The 24978-nt window shown below is 43.6% G+C and carries 21 protein-coding genes; 7 read left to right on the top strand and 14 right to left on the bottom strand.

Annotated features, from left to right (window positions below):
* The first annotated feature begins 104 nt into the window (after positions 1–104).
* Together GB993_RS02280 and GB993_RS02275 are read left to right on the top strand one after the other, a co-directional pair.
* Positions 105–443, top strand: coding sequence for a helix-turn-helix domain-containing protein (locus tag GB993_RS02280; RefSeq protein ID WP_161002928.1), 339 nt, complete (start codon positions 105–107; stop codon positions 441–443).
* Positions 427–855 (top strand): M48 family metalloprotease, encoded by a 429-nt coding sequence (locus GB993_RS02275; protein ID WP_161002927.1) that lies wholly within the window; start codon positions 427–429, stop codon positions 853–855. Before GB993_RS02280 ends, GB993_RS02275 begins: the two co-directional genes overlap by 17 nt.
* A gap of 121 nt (positions 856–976) precedes the next feature.
* Here the strand turns inward: GB993_RS02275 and GB993_RS02270 are convergent, their stop codons facing one another.
* The 3 genes from GB993_RS02270 to GB993_RS02260 all read right to left on the bottom strand — a co-directional run bounded on the left by GB993_RS02270 (position 977) and on the right by GB993_RS02260 (position 3176).
* Entirely contained in the window at positions 977–1411 is a 435-nt protein-coding gene (locus GB993_RS02270; RefSeq protein WP_161001097.1) for a hypothetical protein, read from the bottom strand.
* A 14-nt stretch (positions 1412–1425) separates the two neighbouring features.
* Entirely contained in the window at positions 1426–2205 is a 780-nt protein-coding gene (locus tag GB993_RS02265) for a GH25 family lysozyme (protein ID WP_161002926.1), read from the bottom strand.
* A 113-nt stretch (positions 2206–2318) separates the two neighbouring features.
* On the bottom strand, positions 2319–3176 hold the full coding sequence (locus GB993_RS02260) for a MurR/RpiR family transcriptional regulator (RefSeq protein WP_017262726.1): 858 nt from the start codon (positions 3174–3176) through the stop codon (positions 2319–2321).
* Positions 3177–3363: 187 nt separating this feature from the next.
* Here GB993_RS02260 and gntK point away from each other — a divergent pair, with 187 nt between their 5' ends.
* The 3 genes from gntK (at position 3364) to GB993_RS02245 (ending at position 8662) form a co-directional block, all read left to right on the top strand.
* Positions 3364–4917: a gluconokinase gene (gntK, locus tag GB993_RS02255; protein ID WP_161002925.1), complete on the top strand. Its 1554-nt coding sequence runs from the start codon at positions 3364–3366 to the stop codon at positions 4915–4917.
* Positions 4918–5189: 272 nt separating this feature from the next.
* Complete coding sequence (locus GB993_RS02250) at positions 5190–6557, top strand: gluconate:H+ symporter (protein WP_161002924.1); 1368 nt, start codon at positions 5190–5192, stop codon at positions 6555–6557.
* 746 nt (positions 6558–7303) lie between these two features.
* On the top strand, positions 7304–8662 hold the full coding sequence (locus GB993_RS02245; RefSeq protein ID WP_017262722.1) for a gluconate:H+ symporter: 1359 nt from the start codon (positions 7304–7306) through the stop codon (positions 8660–8662).
* Between the two features lie 129 nt (positions 8663–8791).
* On the opposite strand, the gene GB993_RS02240 is transcribed toward GB993_RS02245, so the two are convergent.
* Positions 8792–10597, bottom strand: a complete 1806-nt coding sequence (locus GB993_RS02240; protein WP_161002923.1) for a DUF2207 domain-containing protein — start codon at positions 10595–10597, stop codon at positions 8792–8794.
* A gap of 330 nt (positions 10598–10927) precedes the next feature.
* Here GB993_RS02240 and GB993_RS02235 point away from each other — a divergent pair, with 330 nt between their 5' ends.
* Together GB993_RS02235 and GB993_RS02230 are read left to right on the top strand one after the other, a co-directional pair.
* A complete protein-coding gene (locus GB993_RS02235; protein ID WP_161002965.1) occupies positions 10928–11176 on the top strand; it encodes a helix-turn-helix transcriptional regulator in 249 nt (82 codons plus the stop codon).
* 1 nt (position 11177) lies between these two features.
* Entirely contained in the window at positions 11178–11531 is a 354-nt protein-coding gene (locus GB993_RS02230) for a DUF2178 domain-containing protein (RefSeq protein WP_161002922.1), read from the top strand.
* A gap of 102 nt (positions 11532–11633) precedes the next feature.
* On the opposite strand, the gene GB993_RS02225 is transcribed toward GB993_RS02230, so the two are convergent.
* The 10 genes from GB993_RS02225 to GB993_RS02180 form a co-directional block, all read right to left on the bottom strand.
* Positions 11634–12623 carry a methylenetetrahydrofolate reductase gene (locus GB993_RS02225; RefSeq protein WP_161002921.1) on the bottom strand — a complete coding sequence of 330 codons (990 nt, stop codon included), beginning with the start codon at positions 12621–12623 and terminating at the stop codon, positions 11634–11636.
* 14 nt (positions 12624–12637) lie between these two features.
* Complete coding sequence (metE, locus tag GB993_RS02220) at positions 12638–14944, bottom strand: 5-methyltetrahydropteroyltriglutamate--homocysteine S-methyltransferase (protein ID WP_161002920.1); 2307 nt, start codon at positions 14942–14944, stop codon at positions 12638–12640.
* Positions 14945–15414: 470 nt separating this feature from the next.
* On the bottom strand, positions 15415–15756 hold the full coding sequence (locus GB993_RS02215) for a hypothetical protein (protein ID WP_161002919.1): 342 nt from the start codon (positions 15754–15756) through the stop codon (positions 15415–15417).
* A 35-nt stretch (positions 15757–15791) separates the two neighbouring features.
* A complete protein-coding gene (locus GB993_RS02210; RefSeq protein WP_161002918.1) occupies positions 15792–16679 on the bottom strand; it encodes a restriction endonuclease in 888 nt (295 codons plus the stop codon).
* A 152-nt stretch (positions 16680–16831) separates the two neighbouring features.
* Positions 16832–18199 carry a 23S rRNA (uracil(1939)-C(5))-methyltransferase RlmD gene (gene rlmD, locus GB993_RS02205; RefSeq protein WP_161002917.1) on the bottom strand — a complete coding sequence of 456 codons (1368 nt, stop codon included), beginning with the start codon at positions 18197–18199 and terminating at the stop codon, positions 16832–16834.
* A gap of 171 nt (positions 18200–18370) precedes the next feature.
* Positions 18371–19390, bottom strand: a complete 1020-nt coding sequence (locus GB993_RS02200) for a diacylglycerol kinase (protein WP_161002916.1) — start codon at positions 19388–19390, stop codon at positions 18371–18373.
* 128 nt (positions 19391–19518) lie between these two features.
* Positions 19519–20946 (bottom strand): Asp-tRNA(Asn)/Glu-tRNA(Gln) amidotransferase subunit GatB, encoded by a 1428-nt coding sequence (gene gatB, locus GB993_RS02195; protein WP_161002915.1) that lies wholly within the window; start codon positions 20944–20946, stop codon positions 19519–19521.
* Positions 20946–22415 (bottom strand): Asp-tRNA(Asn)/Glu-tRNA(Gln) amidotransferase subunit GatA, encoded by a 1470-nt coding sequence (gene gatA / locus GB993_RS02190; protein WP_161001086.1) that lies wholly within the window; start codon positions 22413–22415, stop codon positions 20946–20948. The genes gatB and gatA overlap by 1 nt, the downstream gene beginning before the upstream one ends.
* Positions 22415–22726: an Asp-tRNA(Asn)/Glu-tRNA(Gln) amidotransferase subunit GatC gene (gene gatC, locus GB993_RS02185; protein WP_161001085.1), complete on the bottom strand. Its 312-nt coding sequence runs from the start codon at positions 22724–22726 to the stop codon at positions 22415–22417. The genes gatA and gatC overlap by 1 nt, the downstream gene beginning before the upstream one ends.
* 161 nt (positions 22727–22887) lie before the next feature.
* The gene (locus GB993_RS02180; RefSeq protein ID WP_161002914.1) at positions 22888–24915 is read right to left on the bottom strand and encodes a KUP/HAK/KT family potassium transporter; all 2028 of its coding nucleotides are present in this window, start codon (positions 24913–24915) and stop codon (positions 22888–22890) included.
* Between the last annotated feature and the right edge of the window lie 63 nt (positions 24916–24978).

Genomic DNA, 24978 nt, shown 5'->3' with positions numbered 1-24978 from the left:
ACAATTGGATAATTATTCAACAACATTTTAATTCAATCGGATAATTTTTACAACATCGTTTATTTTTTAGTGTAAAATAGAAAGTAAGGAAAAGAGGATGTAACATGTCAATCTACGAACAAGTGAAGGCCCTCGCTCAAGAACGGGGACTGAGCCTCCAGACCCTGGCTATCAAGGCTGGTATGGGCATCAACAGTATTTATAGCTGGCAAAAAAAAGATCCAAGCATTTCTCGATTAACGAAAGTCGCCGAAATTCTTAATGTATCCGTTGATTCTTTAATTGGTGTCGACACGGCCACTGCGACCAAAAAATCACAACAAGTTGATCTTAACGACGATGATGTCATCATGACCTTTGAAGGCCGCCCCATTCCACCGGAAGACCTTGCCTATATCAAACGTATTCTTGGAAGCAGTGATGATAATGCAAAATCTAATTGATCGCTTACTTGCATTTGCAAAGCAACATCAAATCAATGTTATTTTATCGACCACCATGTCGCCTAATACACCGCCCGCAGCAAATCCGGCTTTGAATAAAGTCCTCATTAACTTGAACTGGCCCAATCAAAACCAGATTGCATTTCAGTTGGCACATGAGCTCGGCCATGTCTTAAATAACGACGCCGGCATTCTATACGGCTGTACGCAGGCATCACACAACAGCATTGAATTTGCGGCTAGCAAACGTGGCATTCAGTTGCTGATTGATTTATACTTTGCTGACGTCGCTGTTAGTGATGCAAATTCTGCCCGGTTTATTCACCAGTTATGTATTCCGAGTTACCTGGTCAACTTTACTGAAACCCAAATCAGGCAACATTATGAGACGCAGCTTAAACAAGTTGACTAATATAACCGTTGTTGTAACTGATATCAATCAATCACTAATCTGGCTTTATTAAATTCAAAACACCACAACTCATTTTCGCTGAGTTGTGGTGTTTTTATATCAAACATGAACTTTATTAACTCTAGTCTTGCGTCAAACCAAATTTGGCGCGTTGTTCTGGCGTCAAGCGCCAAGCTAGATAATGTTGCAACAACTTTAAGTCAGCACGCAAATTTTCTGGCGTGTATTGTCGTTTGTACTGACTGCGTAAATCCGTCTCCAAAAGGTCATACAACGAGACAAAACGCGGGCCAACGGCGACCAAACATTTCAAACGTTTCTGATCGCGAGGATTTTCTGGAGTGACCCCCACTTTGATTTGAATATCAAAACTGCGGAAGGCAATAAAATCAGCACTAGCCCACCCTGCAACAACTGAGAAATCTGGCAATGCTGTTTGTGAATCACCAAATTGACTGGTGACGGCGTCAAGAATACCAGTTTGCGCCTGATCGATTGTCAAACGCGGTGCACTTTGTTTTGCATCGTCACTTTCTTTTTTACTAAAAAAAGCCATTTTATCACCCATCTTTACTCGTTGCTTAATGCATCAAACGATTGCTTACTGCCATTGTATACCATTAGAGACATAGATTGTCGCTCACCAGCCACAATTAGCGAACCATTATCGTCATAGCTGATAAATTGAACGTCCTGAGGACTACGTTTGGCTAGTTTGCTATCATCAAGTGAAAACATTGTATGACTCAATTTGCCTTTTAACGCCTGATAGCCATCTGTTGACGTCCACAATAATACTGGTTGCTGATAATCCGTTCTTAATGTCGCTATCATCGCTGTCAAACGTGCCACAGTTCGTTCAATGGCCTTGGCAGACCCAAAACTAGACCCGGTGTCTGGAACAGAAATCATAATTGGCAACGTTCCCGTATCTGACCCGACCTGTTTTTCAAAATAAGTCGTTTGACTGAGCACGGAACTATTGGGACTGTACACCATGTACACCCCGACTTTCAGTGTATTGCCACTACCGCCACTGCGACTGTAATTACCTGCAAAATCGTCATCCGTATAACGATTGCCAACCGTCGTTTTCAAGTAGACAAATTTAACACCTGTTTTGGACAGGGCCTGGAAATCTAAAAAACCCGCATCCTGATCAATGGCGGCTCCAGTGACAGGATACTTGGCCATCATTGTCTGATGTCGTAATTGCCACCAGTGAAATACACCATAACCGGCACCACCAATCAAGCCAACGATAATCAGCACCAATAGCCAACGCCATCGCCGCATACGTCGCTGTTTTAACCGTTGATATATTGAGGCCGACTGCCGCCGACTTTGCACAAATCCCACCACCCTCGTGACAAAAGATTAAGCCCTATTCTATCACGTTTACGGGTGGGTAACATTACTAGTTAACTACGATTCACTTTTATTCTTCTATATAACTTCTATAATTACTCGCGAGTCGTTGCCATTGCGTGACGCACATCTTTTAATAGGCCTTCCCCAGACTGAGTGCGCGCCCCTTGAGCACCAACCAATGTAAACAAACTGTCCATAATCGTCAACTGGGCAATCAAAGAACTCATTGACTCACTCCGATAGTTGACTTCCTCCGCAACGGATTGGAACACAATGTCACATTTTTTTGCCAGTGGTGAAGCCGGATAACTGGTGATTGCAATCATTGGCACGTGATTAGCTCGCAATTGATCTGCAATCATCAATGTGTCATGGTTACGCCCAGAGTGAGACACGATAATTGCAACATCATCCTTAGTCATCTTAACTGCCTGCATCAACTGAATGTCGACATCAGGGTGAAACTGCGGTTGAACCGTTGTCCGTAAGAACTTATGATACCCATCTAACGCAACAATTGAAGAACCACCAAAGCCAAAAAATGATAGGGTATGTGCATTTTTGATCAATTTAATTGCATCCGCTAAATCTTGATCTTTCAATAACGCACGGGTTGCATCTAACGCGTTATCCGCACCCTGAAATACCTTATCTACGACAACTGACGGCGCATCGTCTTCTTCAATTTCACTGAAAAAGCTGTCGGTTTGTGCCGCAATGCCACCAAAACCAAGGCTAAACTCACGAAATGAACGCCACCCAATTCGTTTGACAAACCGACTAACTGTTGCCGTCGATACTTTGACATTCTCCGCTAAATCTTGAATCGTCATTTCACTGGCGGCTGCTGGATTACCGAGAATAAATGAAGCAATCTTCTTATCAGCCCCCGTTAAGTGCTGATAGTTTGCTTTAATCGTACTTACACTAGTTCGTGCGATGATAAACACCGTCCTTTATGAAAATATTCATCCACTTTTATGTAAAAAGTTTTCTAAGAACATTATGCCGCAAACGCTTTCAGATTGCATCAACTTTCACAAATTAAGTGATCGAAACAGTTGTGAACGCTGTCAATTTCGCCTATACTAGCAGGCGTAGATTTAACTAAAAAAGTTTACAAAGGAGTTTATTCATATGGACTATATGGTCGGAATGGACATTGGTACCACGAGTACCAAAGCCGTATTATACGACTTAGACGGTAACGTCTTAGCTTACACGAACAAGCTTTACCCGTTATATCGTGACGCAACGGGGATGGCTGAAGAAGATCCAGAAGAAATTCTTGAAGCTGTTGTGAATGGTTTACAAGAAATTCTACGCAAGGCCGACCTTAAGAATGGCAAGCTTCATGGTGTTTCTTTCTCAAGTGCCAACCAAAGTTTGATTGCACTAGATAAAAACCATAAGCCACTGACGCGTGTCATCACTTGGGCTGATACCCGGGCAACAAAATACGCTGATCAGTTGAAGGCAGACGGCACCGGTAAAACCCTGTATGAGCACACAGGAACACCGATCCACCCAATGTCATTATTATGTAAATTGTTGTGGTTGAAGAATGATCACGCTGACATTTACAAGAAGGCAGCCTATTACTGTGGGATTAAGGAATACATTTTCTATCGTTTATTAAACGTTTGGCAGATGGATATTTCCGTTGCCAGTGGGACTGGGATTTTCAACATTTTCGATCTCGACTGGGATAAAGATGCTTTGGCATTAACTGGTGTTACCACTGATCAATTGCCTAAGATCGTCGACGGCTATGCCCAATCAACGGGCATGCGTGACGAATATGCAAAAGTCATTGGCTATCCAAAGGATGTTCCATTCATCCAAGGTGCATTTGACGGTGCATTATCCAACTTAGGTGTTAACGCAATTGACGAAGGTGTCGTTGCGGTTACGATTGGTACTTCCGGTGCCGTTCGTGTCGTTACTGACCACCCTGTTATTGATCCTAAGGGACGTGTCTTTTGTTACGCTTTGACCAAAGACCTATGGGTTGTCGGCGGACCAGTTAACAATGGTGGTGTTGTCTTCCGTTGGGCCCGGGACAATCTGTTTGACGCTGAAAAGAGTACTGCTGCCCTATTGCAAGAAGACTCTTATGACTTGTTAACAGAAATTGCCAAACGTGTACCAGCTGGCTCAGATGGTCTGTTGTTCCACCCATTCCTTGGTGGCGAACGTGCACCAATCTGGGATGCTGACGCCCGTGGTTCCTTCTTCGGTTTGACACAAATGCACACTCGGGCTCACATGATTCGCGCCGTTTTGGAAGGTATCGTTTACAACTTGTACACGGTGCTGTTGGCCCTTGAAGAAGTTGTCGGTGAGCCTAAGTCCATCATGGCCACTGGTGGTTTCGCCCGTTCTGAACTGTGGCGTCAAATGTTGTCCGATATCTTCGAACAACCTGTCACCATTCCAGAATCATTTGAATCTTCATGTTTAGGTGCTGCTGTCATCGGCATGAAGTCACTAGGCTTAATTGACAACTTAAGCGATGTTAAGAAATTCGTTGGTGAAACTAACACTTACCAACCAAACCCAGAAAACTTCGACGTTTACCGTGAATTAGTACCAATTTACATTCGCCTTAGCCGTCAGCTCCAAACTGAATACACCAACATTGCCAACTTCCAAAAGAAGCATGCGCAACATGGTGAAACACAAGAATAATTGTGTCTACAGAGCAACCTCATTTTGGGGTTGCTTTTTTTGATAGCTTTTTGCTTTTGCACAATTAAGCTTGAAAGCATGAAAAAAATTATCGTTCAATTAATATATTAATATCACCGTGTGCATTAACTTTTTTCAATTAATTTAAAGTGACTTTTTACCGATATTGTAAAAAAATTACAGAAATCAAATGTAATCGCTTTCCTATTTGGCAATTATCTGGTATTGTTTCTTCAGTTCTTATTTTTTCACTTTGAAAGGAGACATTAATCATGTCTGCAGCTTTACCTTTTATAGTGTTGTTCTTGGGAATTGCCCTTTTATTAGTTCTCATTATTCGCTTTAAGATCAACACTTTCTTAGCCCTAGTTATCACTGCTGTATTGGTTGCACTTGGTCTTGGGATGCCAATGGATAAAATTGCCACATCCATCCAAACCGGTATCGGCAGTCAGTTAGGTGAACTCTCCATCGTCTTCGGTTTTGGGGCCATGCTTGGTCGCCTAGTTGCCGATGCCGGTGGTGCTTACCGAATCGCAACGACTTTAATCAAACGCTTTGGTAAAAAGCGTTTGCAACTTGCCGTTGTGTTGGCTTCCTTTATTATCGGGATTGCCCTCTTCTTCGAAGTTGGTTTGGTCCTTTTGATTCCTATCGTCTTCGCCATCGCGGTTGAAGCCGAAGTGCCAATTCTTTACTTAGGAATCTCCATGGCAACAGCATTGTCTGTTACCCACGGATTCTTGCCACCTCACCCAGCCCCAGTTGCCATTTCGGCAGCATTGCATGCCAACGTTGGCCGAGTTCTGTTATTCGGAATTATCTTAGCGATTCCAACGGTTTACATTGCTGGTCCATTATTCACTAAGTTAGCACAACGTTACGCACCCTCTGCGTTTGAACAAAAAGGTAACCTTTCCTCACTTGGTGAAATCAAAGAATTCAAGTTGGAAGATACCCCTAGCTTTGGTTTAGCCGTATTGACCTCCCTGTTCCCAGTTATCTTCATGGCCATCACCACGCTGTATCAGTTAATTTTCACGGGTGGTGAATTACCAAAGAACCCGAGCGCAATGGATCAGTTCATTGCTTTCATTGGTAGCCCAAGTATCGCCATGATTTTGTCACTATGTTTCGCAATGTGGTCCATGGGTTGGCATCGTAACCGTGCTACCAAGGACATCATGACTTCCATGGAAAACGCTGTTAAGTCCATCGCTATGTTGCTGTTAGTTATCGGTGGTGGTGGCGCCTTCAAGCAAGTGCTGATCGACGGTGGTGTTGGTAAAGCCGTTGCCACAATGTTCCTTCACACAAACTTCAGTCCACTGTTACTTGGTTGGTTAGTTGCCGTTATCTTGCGGATCGCTTTAGGTTCAGCCACGGTTGCTGCTTTAACAGCCGCAGGGATTGTTGCCCCATTGATGGCACAATCTGGTGTGGACCCTGCCCTGATGGTTATCGCCATTGGTTCTGGTTCATTAGCTGCATCTCATGTTAACGATGCTGGTTTCTGGATGTTCCGTGAATACTTCGACTTAACTGTTAAGCAAACGTTGAGTATATGGACGGTACTGGAGTCAATCATTGCCGTCTGTGGGATTATCGGGGTTATGATTCTAAACGTTATTTTCCACTAAACACTCGTTTTAAAATTTATTAGTCATTATTTCAAACGACACTCATCAAATTTGAGTGTCGTTTTTTTGCGTGAAAATACAGCAGGCCTTGCGTTACGCCAGTCAGGAACGCCGTTTCATGGGACCAACTCAAGCCCCAGGACCGGTCTTGAGTTTCGATTCTGAGCCCAAGTTCGGTCTCAGAAGTCGTCCTGCATGACTAAGTGGCCCAACACCGCCCACTAAGTCATGCCTTCACGAAACTCTGTTCCTGACTGGCTTCACTAACTGTTGATATCTAGCAAAATGACGATTAATTCAAATTGAATACTTGCGATTGAAGAATCGCTCTAAAATTCTTTACTAATTTCTCGTCTATTAGATACTTCAATGTAGCTGAAGGGCGTCAGCATAGAAACCGAGTCGTGAAAATGTTGTTAATCAGGCGTTGCCTGCCGGATTTACAACATGGACGGGCGACAAGACTCGGATTCCCACGAGGCTTGCTGGCGAGGTGAAAGACTCCTGGGGATTTAGGAGGCTTGAACCGGTCCCACGATGAGCGTTTCTATGCTGACAACCGTAAGCGACAGACAGCTATAAACCACCAGTTAAATTTCACAATGAAATAATCGTTTGATAACTCTGAAAACTATTTACATTTTTTGCCATTATCCTGTTTAAGAATGAGTTTCGGACGAGTACAATGGTTGGAGTTGGTTTTTTAGTTACCAAAAGTCTTTACATTTGAGAGGAAAGTTTTGATTATGACGCCATTTATTGTTCTAATTCTTGGTATCGCCTTGTTACTGGTATTGATTATCCAGTTCAAGCTCAACACGTTCGTTTCCTTGATTGTGACGTCGATTTTGGTGGCCCTGGGTCTTGGCATGAACCCAGCAGCCATCGCGACGTCCATCAAGAACGGGATTGGTAGCTCACTTGGTGAGTTAGCCATCGTGTTCGGGTTTGGGGCGATGATTGGTCGGCTTGTGTCCGACTCTGGTGGTTCTTACCGAATCGCCAAAACGTTGATTAACGCGTTTGGTAAAAAACGGTTGCAGCTTGCAATCGTGGTTGCCTCCTTCATTATTGGGATGTCCTTATTCTTTGAAGTTGGCCTTGTCCTACTAACACCAATCGTGTTCGCTGTTGCGCTAGAAGCCGAAGTCCCATTCGTTTACTTGGGTATTTCAATGGCTGCTGCTTTGTCAGCAACGCAAGGCTTCTTGCCACCACAACCCGCTCCAACGGCCGTCTCAACAGCATTGGGTGCTAACACTGGTAATGTGTTGTTACTCGGTATTATTGTTGCCATTCCCTGTGTGATCATTGCCGGTCCTGTATTTACGCGGATCATGCAACGTTTGGAACCAGGCGTATTCGTTATTAAAAAAGAATTACCAGCCTTTGGTGAGGTTAAGGAATACAACTTGGATGAAACACCTAGTTTCGGCTTGGCTGCCCTTACCTCATTGTTCCCCGTTATTTTCATGGCTATTTCGACCATTTACACGATGACGGCTTTGCATGGCATTAAACCCGCTCACCCGCATGGCCTTGCTTCGATCATGATTATGCTCGGTGACCCCGTCATTGCGATGGTCATCTCACTATTATTCGCAATCTGGTCAATGGGCTTCTCCCGTGGTCGGACAATGAAACAGATTAGTGGCACGATTGAAGATGCCATCAAGTCGATTGCCATGTTGTTAATGGTTATCGGGGGTGGTGCCGCCTTCAAGCAAGTTCTGATTGATGGTGGTGTTGGTAAAGCCGTTCAACAAATGATGTCACATTCTAGCCTATCACCATTAATTCTTGGTTGGCTGATTGCGGTCATTCTGCGTGTTGCTCTTGGGTCTGCCACAGTTGCTGGTATGACCGCAGCCGGTTTAGTTGTTCCGTTGATGCATGCATCTGGTGCTAACCCCGCATTAATGGCATTAGCTATTGGTGCTGGTTCACTAGCTGCCTCACACGTCAACGATGCTGGCTTCTGGATGTTCTCTGAATACTTCGATCTGACGGTTAAGCAAACGTTGAGTATTTGGACCGTGTTGGAAACCATCATCTCTGTGGTCGGTTTACTGATGGTGCTCTTGCTCAGTGTGTTCGTTCACTAAATTAATTTCATTTTGTTAATACCAAAAGATCCACAATATTATGGTCATGTGACCGCGATATTGTGGATCTTTTTGCTTCCAGCTATTTAAAATGTCATCTATCCAAACGTAAATTCACCAGCAGATGCTTTAGAAGACACCACCACCGGAGCCACCGCCAAAACCGCCTGAACTCCCACCAGAGAATCCGCCCGAGCCACCAGACAAGCTGGACGCTTGCGTATTGCTGGCCGAAATTGATGATGACAAGCCATTACTAAAACCAGTATCAAAACTGCTGTCAAAGCCGCCGAAACCGTAATACAGTGGGAAAATCATCCCCGTCTTCATCAGCGCATCACTGCCGAACTCAACAGCTAAGGCCTGCGTCACTTTTTCAGCTAAGCCAAGTGCTGCCGCATATGGTAATATTTGTTCCCAAATCACAATGTCCCCAACCTTAGCCGTGTCAAAGTGGCCAATATCGTTTAACATTCGTTTGAAACCCAACAATTCATTGTGCAGTTGGTCACCTTCAAGCGTGTAACGACTGATGACACGTCGTTGCCACAGCGCACAGCCCCAGACCAAAACACTTAAACCAACTGCGGCAATCCACACACCTAACCGAATTATTGGCAGATTTGTCGCAATGAGCGCCGCTAACGCAGATAATGCCGTCGTCACAATGGCGACGGTCAACCACCATCTTCTCACCGCAACATTATGTGCATCATAGTAGTTTCTTGCCTCATCTTCTACCCGATCCTGCCACGAAATAAACCGCCCATTCAAACGCCCGCTTTGATCGCGTTGACCAAAGGTTTTTAAATCTTTCAATGAAACATATTCACCATCGCCTACTTCTGTGATCAGAAAATCGGTCAGTGGCTCAGAAATATCTTTTTGTTTCGTAATGATATAGGTCTTGTCTTCCGGTTTAATAGTGATTTCACCATTGCCAGCTTCAGTCATTAAGGTTCCCGTATACGCCTTAGTCGTCGGCGCTTTGTCTGTAATTAACCGGGCCGCCACGGCTGGCGATACCGTTGGCACTTCATACCAATGATTAACTGGAATTGGAGCAGGATGCCGGTTTACTGGTCGGCGAGTGAAGTAAATCAACGAACCACCGAGCAATACAACTAGCATCACTCCCACAGCACTCAACATCCCAAAATTCACTCGTTGCGACTGTTGTCGCTTACGGTTGGCAGCCTCGGCCAGGTCACGTTCATACTTGCGGGCCTGTTCTTTCATTGGCTGATTAACAATGGTAGTATTCGTGGCCGTCACTGAGGTCGGGAATAATAGGTCCGTTTCAACGAATTGATTGGCTGGAATACTAGGCACTGTGATGTTCACCCTACCAGCCGCATTCTTAACCGTGGTTTTACCGTTTAAGGGTCCATGAACCCAAGCTTGTAAATCGTTCACAGGTTGTACTGGTAACTTAATTGTAATGTGCACGTTATTCAGTGCCACGTCCCATCCCTGACCAATAACTTTCCAATTTAAGCGAGCGGTGTCGGCATAATTTGTAACTACGCCATGTAAACGGTAACGATATGTAAACGTGGCGCTTTTATCACTGATTTTGTGAAAGACCTTAAGTTGTAAATCATCGGAATTCTGTATCCTCTGAAACGAATTGTCGCGCCCATCTGCCTGCTCACTCAACGTTTGCTCAGAACCACCCTGATTCTTAACTGTCACTTGAGGTGTATCGACACCCTTCAATCCCTTTAGATCCTGTTTTACAAATACACCATTGAAATGACCGTCAAAGTTGTAAGTAATGCGTTGTGTAAAATCTGCATCCCCGTTTTCTAAAACATTAACGTTTGCAACGTACTTATCGATTGTATATGATCCATCAGCCATACCAGTAATTGGCAATAAAAGAACCCAACCAATTACAATCACCAAACTAAGCCACCAGTGCTTTGCTGTCATGATGCACCCTCCCGCTTTGCTATTAAGCCTAGTTTACCATGAAGCCATTATTGAACGCCGATGAACTGCTTAAATTCATGTCCGCGGTTGCTCTCGTTTATCGGTCAGTTTAATCGTGATCAGGTATATTGACTCAGGAATCAAAATAATGGTTCTCGGTAACTTTACATCGAAATCAATTTCTAAAGCAGACATATTGTATTGCACATTTTCAACAGTTGTAGATAGCATAATGCTGGTTTAAAGGCATTTATAGTTAAAACTCCGATTGGCAATTAAATGTCAGTTTTCTCAAAACAATACTTTACTTTTGGTAAAGTATTGTTTACCATGATTATTGAGGTGATCACTATCGCTAGCAAACAAAATTCAGGTCTCACCATCACCAATAGGGTTTACGAATACCGCGTATTAAATCATCTATCTCAAACCGCTTTGGCCAAAGCAGTCGGTGTTAGTAAACAAACAATCTTGGTAATGGAAAAAGGCAATTACTCACCGACATTGAAATTAGCCTTTGAAATTGCAATTTTTTTCAATGTGGATATTACTGATATTTTTGGTTATAAGGAGAACTAATATGCAAATTAAATCATTGTCTGATATTCCAGATGCCTTGTTTTGGCCGTTAAAACAGTGGGCCGAACAAAGTAACTTGAATTTTAACATCTTGGTTGGTACCGGCACACTTCTGTTAATCTTTCTTATGATTGCCGGTTATTTTATGATGCGCAAAATTGGTAAAATTCAAGATGAACGTACAGCAACCATCTATCTGGCAGCTGCTTCAATCATGCTTTCAACAAACCTCATTTGCGACATTATTTTTCCAAGTGACTATCTCATTAATCAATTTCGCATGATTAAATACATTGTTATGATGTTGTCAGGGCTCATCTATCTTGTTGTGACCTATAGAAAAGAAATGCGGTAACACATCAATTAAATAATTCTAGCTTCTGTCCATACTAAAAGAGCTCCCTACCAAAGTGATTCGTTCGCAACCACTTTGGTAAGGAGTTCTTTATTATTCTACTTACCCGTTAACAGCCACATTCTCGCGCTGTCTAATATGTGTTACCAGTTTTGCCGCCATCTTATACCGATTAAACGGTGTAACCACATGAACGCCATCAAATCGATCACAGATTGCATCCGCAATTTCTTCAGCAATTTGCAAGCCAACTTCATGTTCATTGCCGTCGATCTCGGCTTGAGCCATTCGATCTAGTACAGATTGAGGCAAACTCATCCCCGACACGTGCTCGTTTAAGAACTCAGCATTCCGTTTGGACATTAGCGGCTGAACGCCAACAAACACGGGGATCTGTAACCCACATTGTGAGAAAGCATCCGCCAATTCATTAACCCTGGCGATATCAAACACTGGCTGTGTAATGAGATAATCAGCCCCACAGTCGATTTTCCGTTTGATCCCGCGAGTTGCTAAAACACCATTGGTAATTTTAGGACTAAAGGCTGCCGCTACACAGAAATTAGGGCGGTCATCTAAGTCCTTCCCGCTTGGACTAACACCAGTGTTATATTGCTTAATCAGTTTAATGAGGCCTAACGCATTAACGTCCCTGACTGAAGTAGCACCCGGAAAGTCGCCTGCCTTAGCAGGATCGCCAGCAATCGCTAGAATATCGTCAATCCCCAAACTGTGTAACCCCATAATTTCAGACTGAATGCCAATTAGATTATGATCACGGGTCGTAAGGTGCACGATGGGATGAATGCCATATTCCAATTTCAACTTAGCAGCAACGGCCACATTACTCACTCGAACGGCTGCCAACGAATTATCCGCCAGCGTAATTGCGTCCACTCCTGCATCACGTAAACGCTCCGCACCACGATAAAAGCTTGCCGTTTTAAATGTCGTCGGTGGATCCATTTCCACAAGAACGCTCTTATGACCTACGGACGGATGGAGGAAAGGATGTTCCGTTTGTGCTTCACCTGTATGTGTCAATCGCTGCCCATCATCCGTTAACTTTTGGTGCTCTGCGTCAGCCACCATGGCAACGCCCCCTATTACTTTGTCGGTTCCGCTAAACTAGCGCGAACATTATCACGTGCAGCAATCATGTTCTTTAAGGCTGCCAGCGTTTCCGGTTCCTGACGCGTCTTCAAACCACAGTCGGGGTTGATCCAGAATTGATGAACGTCGATAACACGTAACGCCCGCTCAATGTTTGCCTGAATTTCTTCAACAGAAGGTACCCGTGGACTGTGAATGTCGTAAACACCAAGTCCGATTTCTTTATCATAGTGTGTCTTTTCAAATGAACTAATGATTTCACCGTGACTCCGGGATGTTTCAATCGAAATCACATCCGCATCAAGTGCACTAATCGTGTCGATGATGTCTTCAAAGTCTGAATAACACATATGCGTGTGAATCTGGGTGTCATCACGAACACCAGTCGTCGTAATCTTGAATGAGTAAACTGCTTCGTCCAAGTATGGCTTCCAGTTACGTTTCTTTAGTGGCAGACCTTCACGCAACGCAGGTTCGTCAACTTGAATAATCTTGATGCCAGCCTTTTCCAAGTTAATCACTTCTTGACGCAGCGCTAATGCGATTTGGTTTTGAACCTGGGCCTTACTAATGTCATCACGGACAAAGCTCCAGTTAATAATCGTTAATGGTGCCGTGAGCATCCCTTTAACAGGTTTGTCCGTCAAACTTTGTGCGTAGACACTTTCCTTAACTGTAATTGGTTTCGTGTAAGCGACATCACCGAAAATTACTGGTGGCCGTACCCCACGTGATCCGTACGATTGAACCCAGCCATTTTGCGTCGCATAAAAGCCCGTTAATTTCTGACCAAAGTATTCAACCATGTCGGTCCGTTCAAACTCGCCGTGGACCAATACGTCCAGTCCGAGGTCCTCTTGAATACCAATCCAACGCTTAATTTCAGACTTGATGAAGTCTTCATATTCGGCATCCGTAATGTTGCCCTTCCGCCAAGCAGCCCGTTTGGAGCGAACCAATTTGCTTTGCGGAAAACTGCCAATACTTGTCGTTGGCAATAACGGTAATTGCAGCTTCTTGTGTTGCAGTGCAATCCGCGTTGGAAATGCACTGTGCCGTTCAAACGTTTCGTTGGCCAAGTTGGCCTCCGCAGCACGGACCTCAGCGTTGTTCCGGTGTTCAGATTCATTTAACGCCTTGAGTGCGGCAGCATTCTTGGTGAATTCTTCTGAAACCGCTTGTTGGCCTTCATTAGCGGCCTTAGTCAAAACCGTCAGTTCATGTAGCTTCTCATCAGCAAAGGCTAATCCACCTAATAACACAGGATCGATCTTCGTTTCATTCTTTGTCGTGATTGGTACATGAAGTAATGAGTTAGCAGGTTGTAACCAAAGATGATTGTTGTCAACGACACCCTGCAATTTCTTAATTACGGCCAGTTTGTCAGCAAAATTACTTGTCCAAATATTGTGACCGTCGATAATACCAGCAGCTAATACCTTGTCGCTTGGAAAATCGTCCTTCAGCACGTGCTGTAAGTTCTCACCGTTGTCGTGTACAAAATCGAGTCCGATTGCCTGAACGGGTAATTTGGTAACAGCTTCATAAGGATCAATGCTATCAAAGTACGTTTGTAGTTCGATGTTGATTGATGGTGCCGCTTTGCGAAGTGCGTTTAGGGCCGTTTCGTAAGGTTTAACTTCTGCTGCCGTCGCAACCTTAACCAGCGTTGGTTCGTCCACCTGAACCCACTTAACACCGGCCTGAGCCAATTCAGTAAAGACTTGTTCGTAAAGTGGCAACAGTTGTGGCAGTAATTCATCAACAGCGTCTGCGTCTAGGTAATCACCATTCCGTTTGCCCAGTTTTAACAACGAAATTGGACCAAGGATAACTGGTTTTCCGTCAATTCCTAATTCAGTTTTGGCTTCGTTGTAGAAGCGTAACCAACGATTATCCAATAATTCAAAATGAGGTTGGTCATATTCTGGCACGATGTAGTGGTAATTGATGTTGAACCATTTCGTCATTTCTGACGCCACGGCATTTTTTGTTCCACGTGCGATGGCATAATACTCGTCCAGCGTTAACCGTTTGTGGAAGCTACCGTAGCGTTCTGGCACGATGCCAAAAGCCGCAATCGTGTCCAGCACATGATCATAGTCTGAATTATCGGCAACCGGAATTAAATCCAAACCTGCTGCCTGTTCCTTTTTCAAATTGGCCAAACGCAATGCTTTTGTTTCTGCATGAAATTCCGGTTCATCAATCTTGCCTGCCCAGTAGTGTTCCAACGTCTTTTTCCATTCACGTTTTTCCCCTAACCGCGGGTAACCAAGATTGCTACTAATAACTGTCATGTATGACACTCCTTCTCGTTTAAATGCTTTTAATAATCGACAAAAAACGGTAGCTTCATCCTACAAAAAGGACGAAGCTACCGTTCGCGGTACCACCTTATCTTTGTCACAAGCTCACACTTGTAACCTTATCCCGTACATTTTCATACGGTAGCAGGATAACGACTGCTGGTCGTTGTCACTTTGCCATTAAGGTTCAGCGGCACCGTTTAGAGGCCATTGTTCATCTTTCACCGCGTGACTTGTTCCCACCCTGCAAGCTCTCTATCTCGTTGGTTAAAGATTACTTTTCTCATCGATACGTTTTCAATGACTTGAATTTACACTCGATTTTCATTAAAGTCAAGGTATTTTCTAATGTTAATTTAATTTTGAACTTTTGGTTAATTCTAGTACATAAACAATTACTTTTGTAGAATGATCTTAAAAGAAGGATCGCTTTGATGTTAAAGAAAGAGAAAAATACATCATCATTCTAAAAATACAAACTTGTTGGTCATTCTGCTGTCCCAGCGTGGAGAACTGAACAAAATGACCTCAATTTGTGTTACACACGATAAGGGAATTATTGTAGCAGTAATAACATCGCTCTTAAGACGATCATTTTCTTCATCAATATCATAATGACAAACATCGAAAGTTTCTGTTTCATTACGCTTAAAATAGTTGCCTATGTAACCAATATACTGATTACCGCCCGTCACAGTGACTCTTCCCTTTTGACCATCAATTGTAGGCTGACTCGAATCAAAGTTTAAGACAACTGAACTATAAATTTCACCGTTTGGCTTATACTCGTTCAATCGTTTCATAATTAGCTCCTAGCATAATTCGCAAATACTCCCTCCTAATCATTCTCTTTGTAAAAGCCCTTAAGTCGATACGTTGTAACTGGTTCCACGTAATAGTTATATTTTGCAACCAAATCACAAATCTGATCGCCATTTATTAGAGTTATAATTCTTGTGCCTTGGCGGGCGGTTCTAATAGCGTCTCTAGTAAAATCAGCATTCGTAATAAAAATGCCGAATTCCGCGTTTCTTTTATCCATAGCTCCCCTGAACTTATCAATCTCTGGAGCCGAAACTTTACTTTGCCAACGTTTAGCCTGCAAGGCTACCCTAGTGGTTCTATAGTCATTAGATCGAACAAAGCCGAACCCGTCTATTCCACCATCTGCAACATACTGAATGCCAATAGTATCGTCAACATCTATCCCCATTTTAGTCAAAAGACCGCGACAAAAAAGTTCGAATTTTTTTGGATCCATCTTAACAAGGGACCTTAACAGTTCTCCCCTCCAGGATTCTTCTTCATCAGCTTCATTAGTTTTAACACCGATAGCTTCCTCATCGACCATATCTGATTTCCTATTTTGGTGAGACATTTTATCTTCAGAAATTTTTCGAACATCTTCTTCTGGATCAAAACTATCAAAATTGACTGTGCGGCCTTTTTGGGATAACTCCAGCTCACCATCAGCCGTTGAATTAATGAACTCGGCCAAAATAAGATGCTTGACAGCAAAATTAAATTTATATTGAAAAGGATGATAAGTTTTATTCGTTCGTTTAGAAATTCGAACTTCATCAATTTGATTTTCGGAAAACACTTGGGAATTATCTCTGACCTCTTGCAAAACTTCTTTTCGACTCGCTTGACCGCCTAAATTAATCATAGCAAGAAGAATTTCCCTCATTGCTTTATTTTCTGTTTCGATCGACTTATTTGCCATCAAACAACCTCCTGAATCATTTACAACATCATTTCTATTTTAATTATAGATTAATTAAAGCAGTCTTCACAATTAGAAATTCACTCCATTAATCGTTCAAAAATTTTGTTCATTGAAAAAGGACAGTCCAAAAGTGGACTGTCCTTTTTCAATTAGTCTTTCACCAGACTGACAACACATTCAATGCTAGTTGTTTGTGGGAACTGGTCCACTGGCTGAATGTCGCCATCAACGTGATAGCCGTGATCCATGAACACTTGAATATCACGAACCAACGTTGCTGGGTTACAGCTGACGTAGACAACGCGACTCGGTTTAACGGCCGTAGCAGCTTCAATGAAGTCTGGTGCCAGACCCTTACGTGGTGGATCAACCATGATAACGTCCGCCTTCAAACCGGCCTCTTGCCACCGTACCATTTGGTTTTCGGCCTTGCCGACAACAAAGTCAACGTTATCGATGTGATTCAAATTAGCATTGGTCTTGGCGTCACTAATGGCTGTTTTAACCATTTCAACACCATACACATGTTTAGCATGCTTAGCCACCGCCAAAGAGATTGTGCCGATACCACAGTAGGCGTCAATGACAGTCTCTTCACCCGTTAACTGTGCCTTGTCGATTGCAAACTGATACAGTTTTTCCGTTTGCTGTGGGTTAACTTGGTAGAATGAGTGAGCTGAAATTTCAAACGTCAACCCCATCAATTGGTCATGAATCACTGGACTACCGAAGTGAATTCGATCCGTGTCACCTAACAATACGTTCGTTTGTTGTGGATTAACATTTTGAATGATGCTCTTCACTTCTGGCAAAGCCTTCGTGATTTCAGCAACTAATTCATTCACCATCGACAATTTATGTGTCCGCGTAACAATGACAATCATCATTTCGTGACTATAATAGCCTCGACGCACCATGATGGTTTTAATCACACCGGTGTTGTTAGTTTCATCATACGCATCCAAATGGAAACGACGTAAGAGATCACGCACGACAATAATGGCTTCGTCAATTTTAGGATCCTGAATATAGAAATCCTCAATTGGCACAACCGTGTGAGAGCCACGTTTGTAAAAACCAGTTTCGATTTGACCATTGATCTCACGAACCGGTACTTGAGCCTTGTTACGATAATGATAAGGTGTCTCCATCCCCACCGTCTTGGCAACATCAATATCCAGGTGTGCCTTCTTTAACAATTCAACCACTTGGTGTTGTTTGAAGGCCAATTGACCTTCGTAACTCAAGTGTTGCAGGGGCGCAATCCCAGTTTGAGTGTAAGTCACATTGACACTATCAACTCGCTGCGGGCTCTTTTCGATAAATTTAACAACTCGGCCAAAAGCGTATGTTTTCGCCACCTTGGTTACCGCAAATACAACCTTTTCATTAGGCAATGCGTTCGTAATAAAGATTGGAAAATCTTCTATCTTAGCAACACCCATCCCTTGATAGGTCAGGTCAATAATATCGCCTGTATACTCTTGGTTTTTAGCAACTGGTGCTTTGAATTTCATTAATTATTTCCTTTCGACTTTTGCGACGGTCACTCAACGGAATTTTTCAAACGAACAAAAACAGTCCGCTGTAAAATTTTCGAACCAAACTAGTATAGCATGCCAACTCACTTAAAAGAAGTACAAAACAGCGGATCCGCATTTAAGCGAACCCGCTGCTGAGATACATCCTTATTTTTTATTGTCGTCTGTCTGACCTTCTGGCAACTTGTCAACTTCCTCAACAAACTTCCGGGCATCTTCTTCGATAGCACGGTCCTCACCGGTCAACTGTTCATCGGGAATCGCATCCAAATCAGCAAATATTTCAATGTGCTGTTTGTGATCAATGAACGTCATTGGCGCGTCACCGCCGTATTCCCCGTCCAAGTTAATCATCATTCGATCGGAGTTAAGCGGCTTAGCAATCACTTTGCTGGTCTTCTTGTAAATGACCAACGGATCATTAATGTGTCGACCACCGTTTAAGACTAATGTCATCAGCCGCAACAGTTGTGGCATGCTAGCCGTTTTGACAATGAGCAAACTGAATTTACCATCATCAAGCGATGCATCAGGCACAATTTGTTCGAACCCACCGATTGAATTCGTCAGTCCCAATAAGAACATCGAAGCTTCGCCCTCGAACTTACCATCGTCGTACTCAATCGACATTTGAATCGGTTTAATTTGCGGCAATAATTCAGCGCCCTTAACCAAGTACGCAAGGTAACCAAAAATTGTTTTCATATCGGAAGGAACATCATAAGTCAATTCAGTCAGCAAGCCGCCACCAGCGATGTTGATAAAGTACGTTTCGCCAGCCTGACCGATATCCATCTTAACGGTTTGGTTCTTAAGCACAACTTTAGCGGCATCCAGCGGTGCATCACGTGGAATTCGTAACGCGCGAGCGTAGTCATTAGTGGTCCCAGCTGGAATAATCGCCATTTTAGGTCGCTTCTCAAGTCCAGCAATGCCGTTGACGACTTCGTTAATCGTCCCGTCACCACCGGCTGCCACCACTAGGTCAAACCCTTCAAGAGCAGCACGGTGCGCCTCATTTTTAGCTGAATCCGGCTCTGCCGTGGTCGCATACGCACTAGTCTCGTAACCGGCCTGTTCAAAGACGTTCAGTATATCGATTAAATCTCTTTTTAGTGCTTCGCGTCCTGACGTTGGGTTGTAGATGACCCGTGCGCGTTGTCCCATGTTTCATTGCCTCCACTGCAAACTGTCTTAGTCATTTCATTTAACAATTTTAGTACTATGTACAAACCCCGTTGTAAGGTTCACAACGAGGTTTAATTTTAACCGGTTCTGATTAAAATAACAATCGTTTAACGTGCATTCAATGAAGTCATTAACAACTTGTTAACAATCTTCGGATTGGCCTGCCCGTGTGTTTGCTTCATAATCTGACCAACTAAGAAGCCAACGGCACGATCTTTACCATTCTTAAAGTCTTCAATCGATTGGGCATTAGCGTCCAACACGCCATCGATAATCGGCTGCAATTGAGCTGGATCTGACAATTGAACCAGGTTATGTGCCTTGACATAATCATTTGGTTCCTCACCATCCATGATCGCCTTAAAGACCTTCTTAGCCATCTTGGATGAAATCGTGCCATCCATTTGCAACTTGATCATGCCGGCCAAGTGGTCTGGCGTCAACTTCGTATCTTGCAGATCCAAATGGTTATCATTCAGATAGGCGTTAACGTCCCCTTGCAGATAGTTTGACGTCAATTTAGCGTCTGCACCTTGTGCCACAGCCGCCTCAAAGAAGTCAGACATTTCCTTGGTCTGTGTCAACACCATGGCGTCATAGTCAGTCAAGCCAAGGTCATCAACATAGCGTTGACGACGACGTTCTGGCATTTCTGGCATTGTTGCCTCGATCTGTTTGATCCAGTCATCCGCAATTTCAACGTTAGGAATATCTGGTTCTGGGAAGTAACGGTAATCATCCGCACCTTCCTTAACACGCATTAGGATAGTTTCGTTAGAAGCTTCATCGTAACGACGTGTTTCCTGTTGAATTTGACCGCCAGACAATAAGACACGTTGCTGACGTTGTTCTTCAAACTGAAGGCCCTTCTTCACATAGTTGAAGGAGTTCAAGTTTTTCAGTTCCGTCTTAGTCCCGAACTTGTCCGTTCCATAAGGGCGAATCGAAATGTTGACGTCGACACGCATGGAACCTTCTTCCATCTTCACGTCAGAAACACCGGTAAACTGAATTCGTTGACGCAAAGTCTCAAGGTAAGCGTAGGCTTCATCAGGTGAAGCAATGTCAGGTTTCGACACAATTTCAATCAGTGGTGTCCCCTGACGGTTTAAATCGACGTAGGAATACCCATTAGGATTATGCGTGTTTTTACCGGCATCTTCCTCAATGTGCATCTCTTCGATTCCGATTTTCTTTTTCTTACCGTCCACGTCAATTTCAATCCAACCATTTTGGGCTAACGGCACATCTGATTGTGAAATTTGGTAAGCCTTTGGGTTATCTGGATAGAAGTAGTTTTTCCGATCAAAGTGCGTATGCTGATTGATCTTGGCATGAAGGGCCAAAGCCGCACGCATACCGTATTCCACTACCCCTTTGTTGGGCGTTGGTAAGACACCAGGATATCCCCAGTCAATCACATTAGTATTGGCATTAGGGTTGTCACCAAACTCAACGGGTGACGGACTAAAAATCTTTGAATTCGTTTTAAGTTCAACGTGGACTTCTAGTCCAATCGTCGTTTGAAAATTCATTAAGCACGCCCTCCTTTGCTCATTGATGGCTTCAATTCGTGGAATGTCGTGTTCTGTTCAAATGCAAACGCTGTGTTCAAAACGCGACTTTCATCAAATGGACGGCCAATGACTTGTAAACCAACCGGTAGACCATCTACCAAGCCAGCAGGCACTGAAACGGCAGGCAAACCAGCCAAATTAGCAGGAACCGTCAACATGTCGTTCATGTACATCGTCATCGGATCCTTAGTTTCAGCACCGATACCAAAGGCCGGTGTTGGTGCAGTTGGTCCAACAATGACATCGTAATCAGCGAACACTTTCTTAAAGTCTTCAATGATGAGTGTCCGAATCTTAGCAGCCTTCATAAAGAACGCATCGAATGAACCAGCAGATAATGCAAAGGTTCCTAACATGATCCGCCGTTTAACTTCGTCACCAAATCCTTCGGAACGGGTCTTAACGTACAGTTCTTCCAAATTCTTAGCATTTGGTGTGCGGTATCCATAACGAATTCCGTCAAACCGCTGTAAGTTTGAAGAAGCTTCAGACGGTCCAAGAATGTAGTAAGCCTGAATCCCGTGGGTACTGTGTGGCAAACTAACTTCATCCACCGTTGCACCCAAGGCTTCAAGTTTCTTAATCGCGGTCTTAATCTGATCACGAACGCCTTCATCGATTCCGTCACCAAGGAATTCCTTAGGCACACCAATCTTTAAGCCCTTGATGTCGCCAGACAAACCAGCCACATAATCCGGCACTTCTTTGCTGGATGAAGTGGCGTCACGTTCATCACGACCCGCAATCACATTCATCATAGCAGCGGCATCCGTCACGTTCTGGGTCATTGGACCAATTTGGTCTAATGATGACGCAAACGCGATCAATCCCCAACGGCTAACACGGCCATACGTTGGCTTCAAACCAACGATTCCGTTGAAAGCAGCCGGCTGGCGAATTGAACCACCAGTGTCAGAACCCAGAGCAGCTAGCACATCGCCAGCAGCTACCGTAGCTGCAGAACCACCCGAAGAACCGCCAGGCACCTTAGTTGTATCCCAAGGATTATGAACGGTCCCGAAGTAAGATGTTTCAGTCGAGCCACCCATGGCAAATTCATCTAGGTTGGTTTTCCCGATTGTAACGGCGCCAGCAGCGCGCAAACGCGTCACAACGTCTGCATCATATACAGGTTTAAAGTTGTACAGAATTTTAGAAGCAGCTGTTGTCAGCAAGCCCTTAGTCGTTAAGTTATCTTTGTATGCAACTGGCACACCAGAAAAGACGTTATCCGCATCAATTCCGCTTTCATCAGCCTGTTTAGCCTGTGCCAATGCTTCATCATCGTTCACCGTCACATAAGCGTTTAAGGCGTCTTCATGATCATGAATATTAGTTAACGTTTGTTGCGTCAATTCAGTAGCAGATAAGTCTTTATTAACGAGCGCTTGATGAAGCTCAGTTAAATTATCAAACTGTTGTGTCATTAGGCGTCCTCACTTTCGTCAATAATTGCGGGCACCTTAATAAAACCATCTTCGGTTTCAGGAGCTTCGTTAATTAACGCATCTTTTTGGTGGGCGTTCACTGCAACGTCTTCACGTAAAATTGCAGTCGCGTCGGCCATGTTGGTTGTCGGCTTCACATCATCTGTGTTGACCTCGTTCAAACCATCAATCATGGTAATAATTTCGTCCAGTTGACTAGTAAACTTGCTGGCCTGTTCATCGGTCAACGAAAGTTTTGCCAGTTCGGCAACGTGCTCAACTTCAGCACGTGAAATTGGTTCTTCTGCCATGCCCATCCCTCTTTCTGTAAAAAGTTGTCACTATCTTTAATATTATACGACAAAGCGCGGTAAGTTTGTGTTCTTCTCTAAATAATCGCGACAAAAATAATGGCCTATCCAGCCCCTTAATTGTCATAATTAATTTTTTCAACAAACACATCTCGATTCGGCTACTGTCGATCTGCGCCATCCGTATGTTGTTGTTTGATGCGCCGTAAAAATGGCCGGCGCCGGCGTCCGAGAATTAGTGGCACATGCTCGACAACAACATCTGAAAATTCCAGTCCAAACCATGTTGCAGGCGTACTCGTCCAATTTTGAAGCGTTACTCGCGCTTGGATAATAAAGCGATCAAATGGTTTGACTCGTGTTTCCGGTGACAGCTCTTCTTGAATGACAACAAAGCTGAAGTCCCCGACATTGCGGCCCTTTTGCATCGTATAAGTTTGCGGTTGGGCCGGCAAATCACCGCTCTCAATTAGCTCGTGAACAATCGCCCGCAGATAAACATTCACCCGTTGTTCACGACGAAACCCAAGGTAAAGTTGAACGTTAATAACATTATTCGTGCCCATCATATCGACATCATATTTAGCTGTGTACGGCTCATCTGTAACGTTAACCGTCACAAACCAATATGCCTGCGCACGTTTCGGACGTTTGTCCAAAATTGAATAGAGCATTTCTTTTTTAATCATATGGCCCGGCTTTACCTTAGCCATATAAACTAAATTGGTTGCAAAAGTTGGGTAGTTTTCATCTTTGCTCAGCGCAACTAACTGGTCCTTATAATCATCTAAATCCACATAGCCGGACTCAAACTCATCGCGATCACGAATTTTATTGCCGTAATACCAAATAAACATCACACACAAAATTAAGCCAGCCAGAATGGCCGTTACATAGCCACCATGAACAAATTTAACCATCGATGACAGGAAGAACATGGTTTCCAAACTGCCAAAGAATAAAACCATCAACCAAGTCAACACAACGTTCACATGCCGTAACCGTAAATACTGGAACAGCAAGAGTGTCGTCATCAACATTGTCACAGTAATGGCTAACCCATACGCGGCTTCCATATGCGCAGAAGTTCTGAAAAAGAAAACTATTCCGACACAGGCAATCCACAAAATACCGTTCACGGCCGGTACGTATATTTGCCCGTGCTGAAGCGTTGGGTAATTAATCTTCAATCGTGGTAATAATTTTAACCGTACTGCTTCTGCAACTAAGGTGTACGATCCAGTGATCAGTGCTTGCGATGCAATAATTGCAGCTAAGGTTGCCAGCACAATGCCAACAAAACGCCAGTCGCCAGGTAAAAGTTCAAAGAAGGGATTAAAGTCCACTGCTTGTCCCAAATTGGTCACGTGTGCGTGTTGAATCACCCAAACACCCTGGCCAAAATAGTTAAGCATTAAACATACAAAAACATACGGCCAACTTGCATCAATGTTTGCCTTTCCAACATGACCAACATCTGAATACAACGCTTCGGCCCCAGTAGTTGCCAAAAAGACACTCCCAAGAATAAAAATGCCAACCTTATTATCTGGACTCGTCAGCACACTAATCGCATAGTAAGGATTTAATGCCTTTAAAATGGCAAGGTCTGGCAACAAATTCACCAAACCAACGACACCAATAAACGTAAACCAAAGGGTCATAATTGGACCGAAAGCATGACCAATCGTTTTGGTCCCAAAGCGCTGAATCACAAATAAAATCGATAAAATTACAACGGTGATAAAAATGACGTCAGCCTGATTTTGAACGGGTTCCCAATGATGAAAAACAATCCCCTTTAGTCCTTCAATTGAGGTTGTCACTGTCACAGCTGGTGTCAGCATCCCGTCGGCAAGCAATGCAGCGCCACCAATCAATGCCGGATAAAGTAACCACTTAGCTTGACGTCTTACCAGTGTATAAAGTGCAAAAATACCGCCTTCACCATGGTTGGTGGCATTAAGTGCAATAAGCACATACTTCACAGTTGTGAGTAACATCACTGTCCAAAAAATAAGTGAAATACTCCCAATAACTAATTCCGGCGTCGTGGTAGACAGTCCACCATTATCGCCCAGAATCGTTTTCATGACATACAATGGCGAAGTACCAATATCTCCGTAAACGATTCCTAACGTAATAAAAATGCCTGCTCGACTGACCTTAGTTCTTGTGTTCGCATTCATCGTAAAACGACCTCGACTTTTATAATCTGGAACCACCAATTCATTTTAGCCATTTTGATCGAA

This window comes from Furfurilactobacillus milii, assembly GCF_009864005.1.
In the GTDB taxonomy this organism is placed as follows: Bacteria; Bacillota; Bacilli; order Lactobacillales; family Lactobacillaceae; genus Furfurilactobacillus; species Furfurilactobacillus rossiae_B.
Note: the sequence above shows the minus strand (reverse complement) of the source record. Positions and strands in the feature narration are given on the sequence as shown.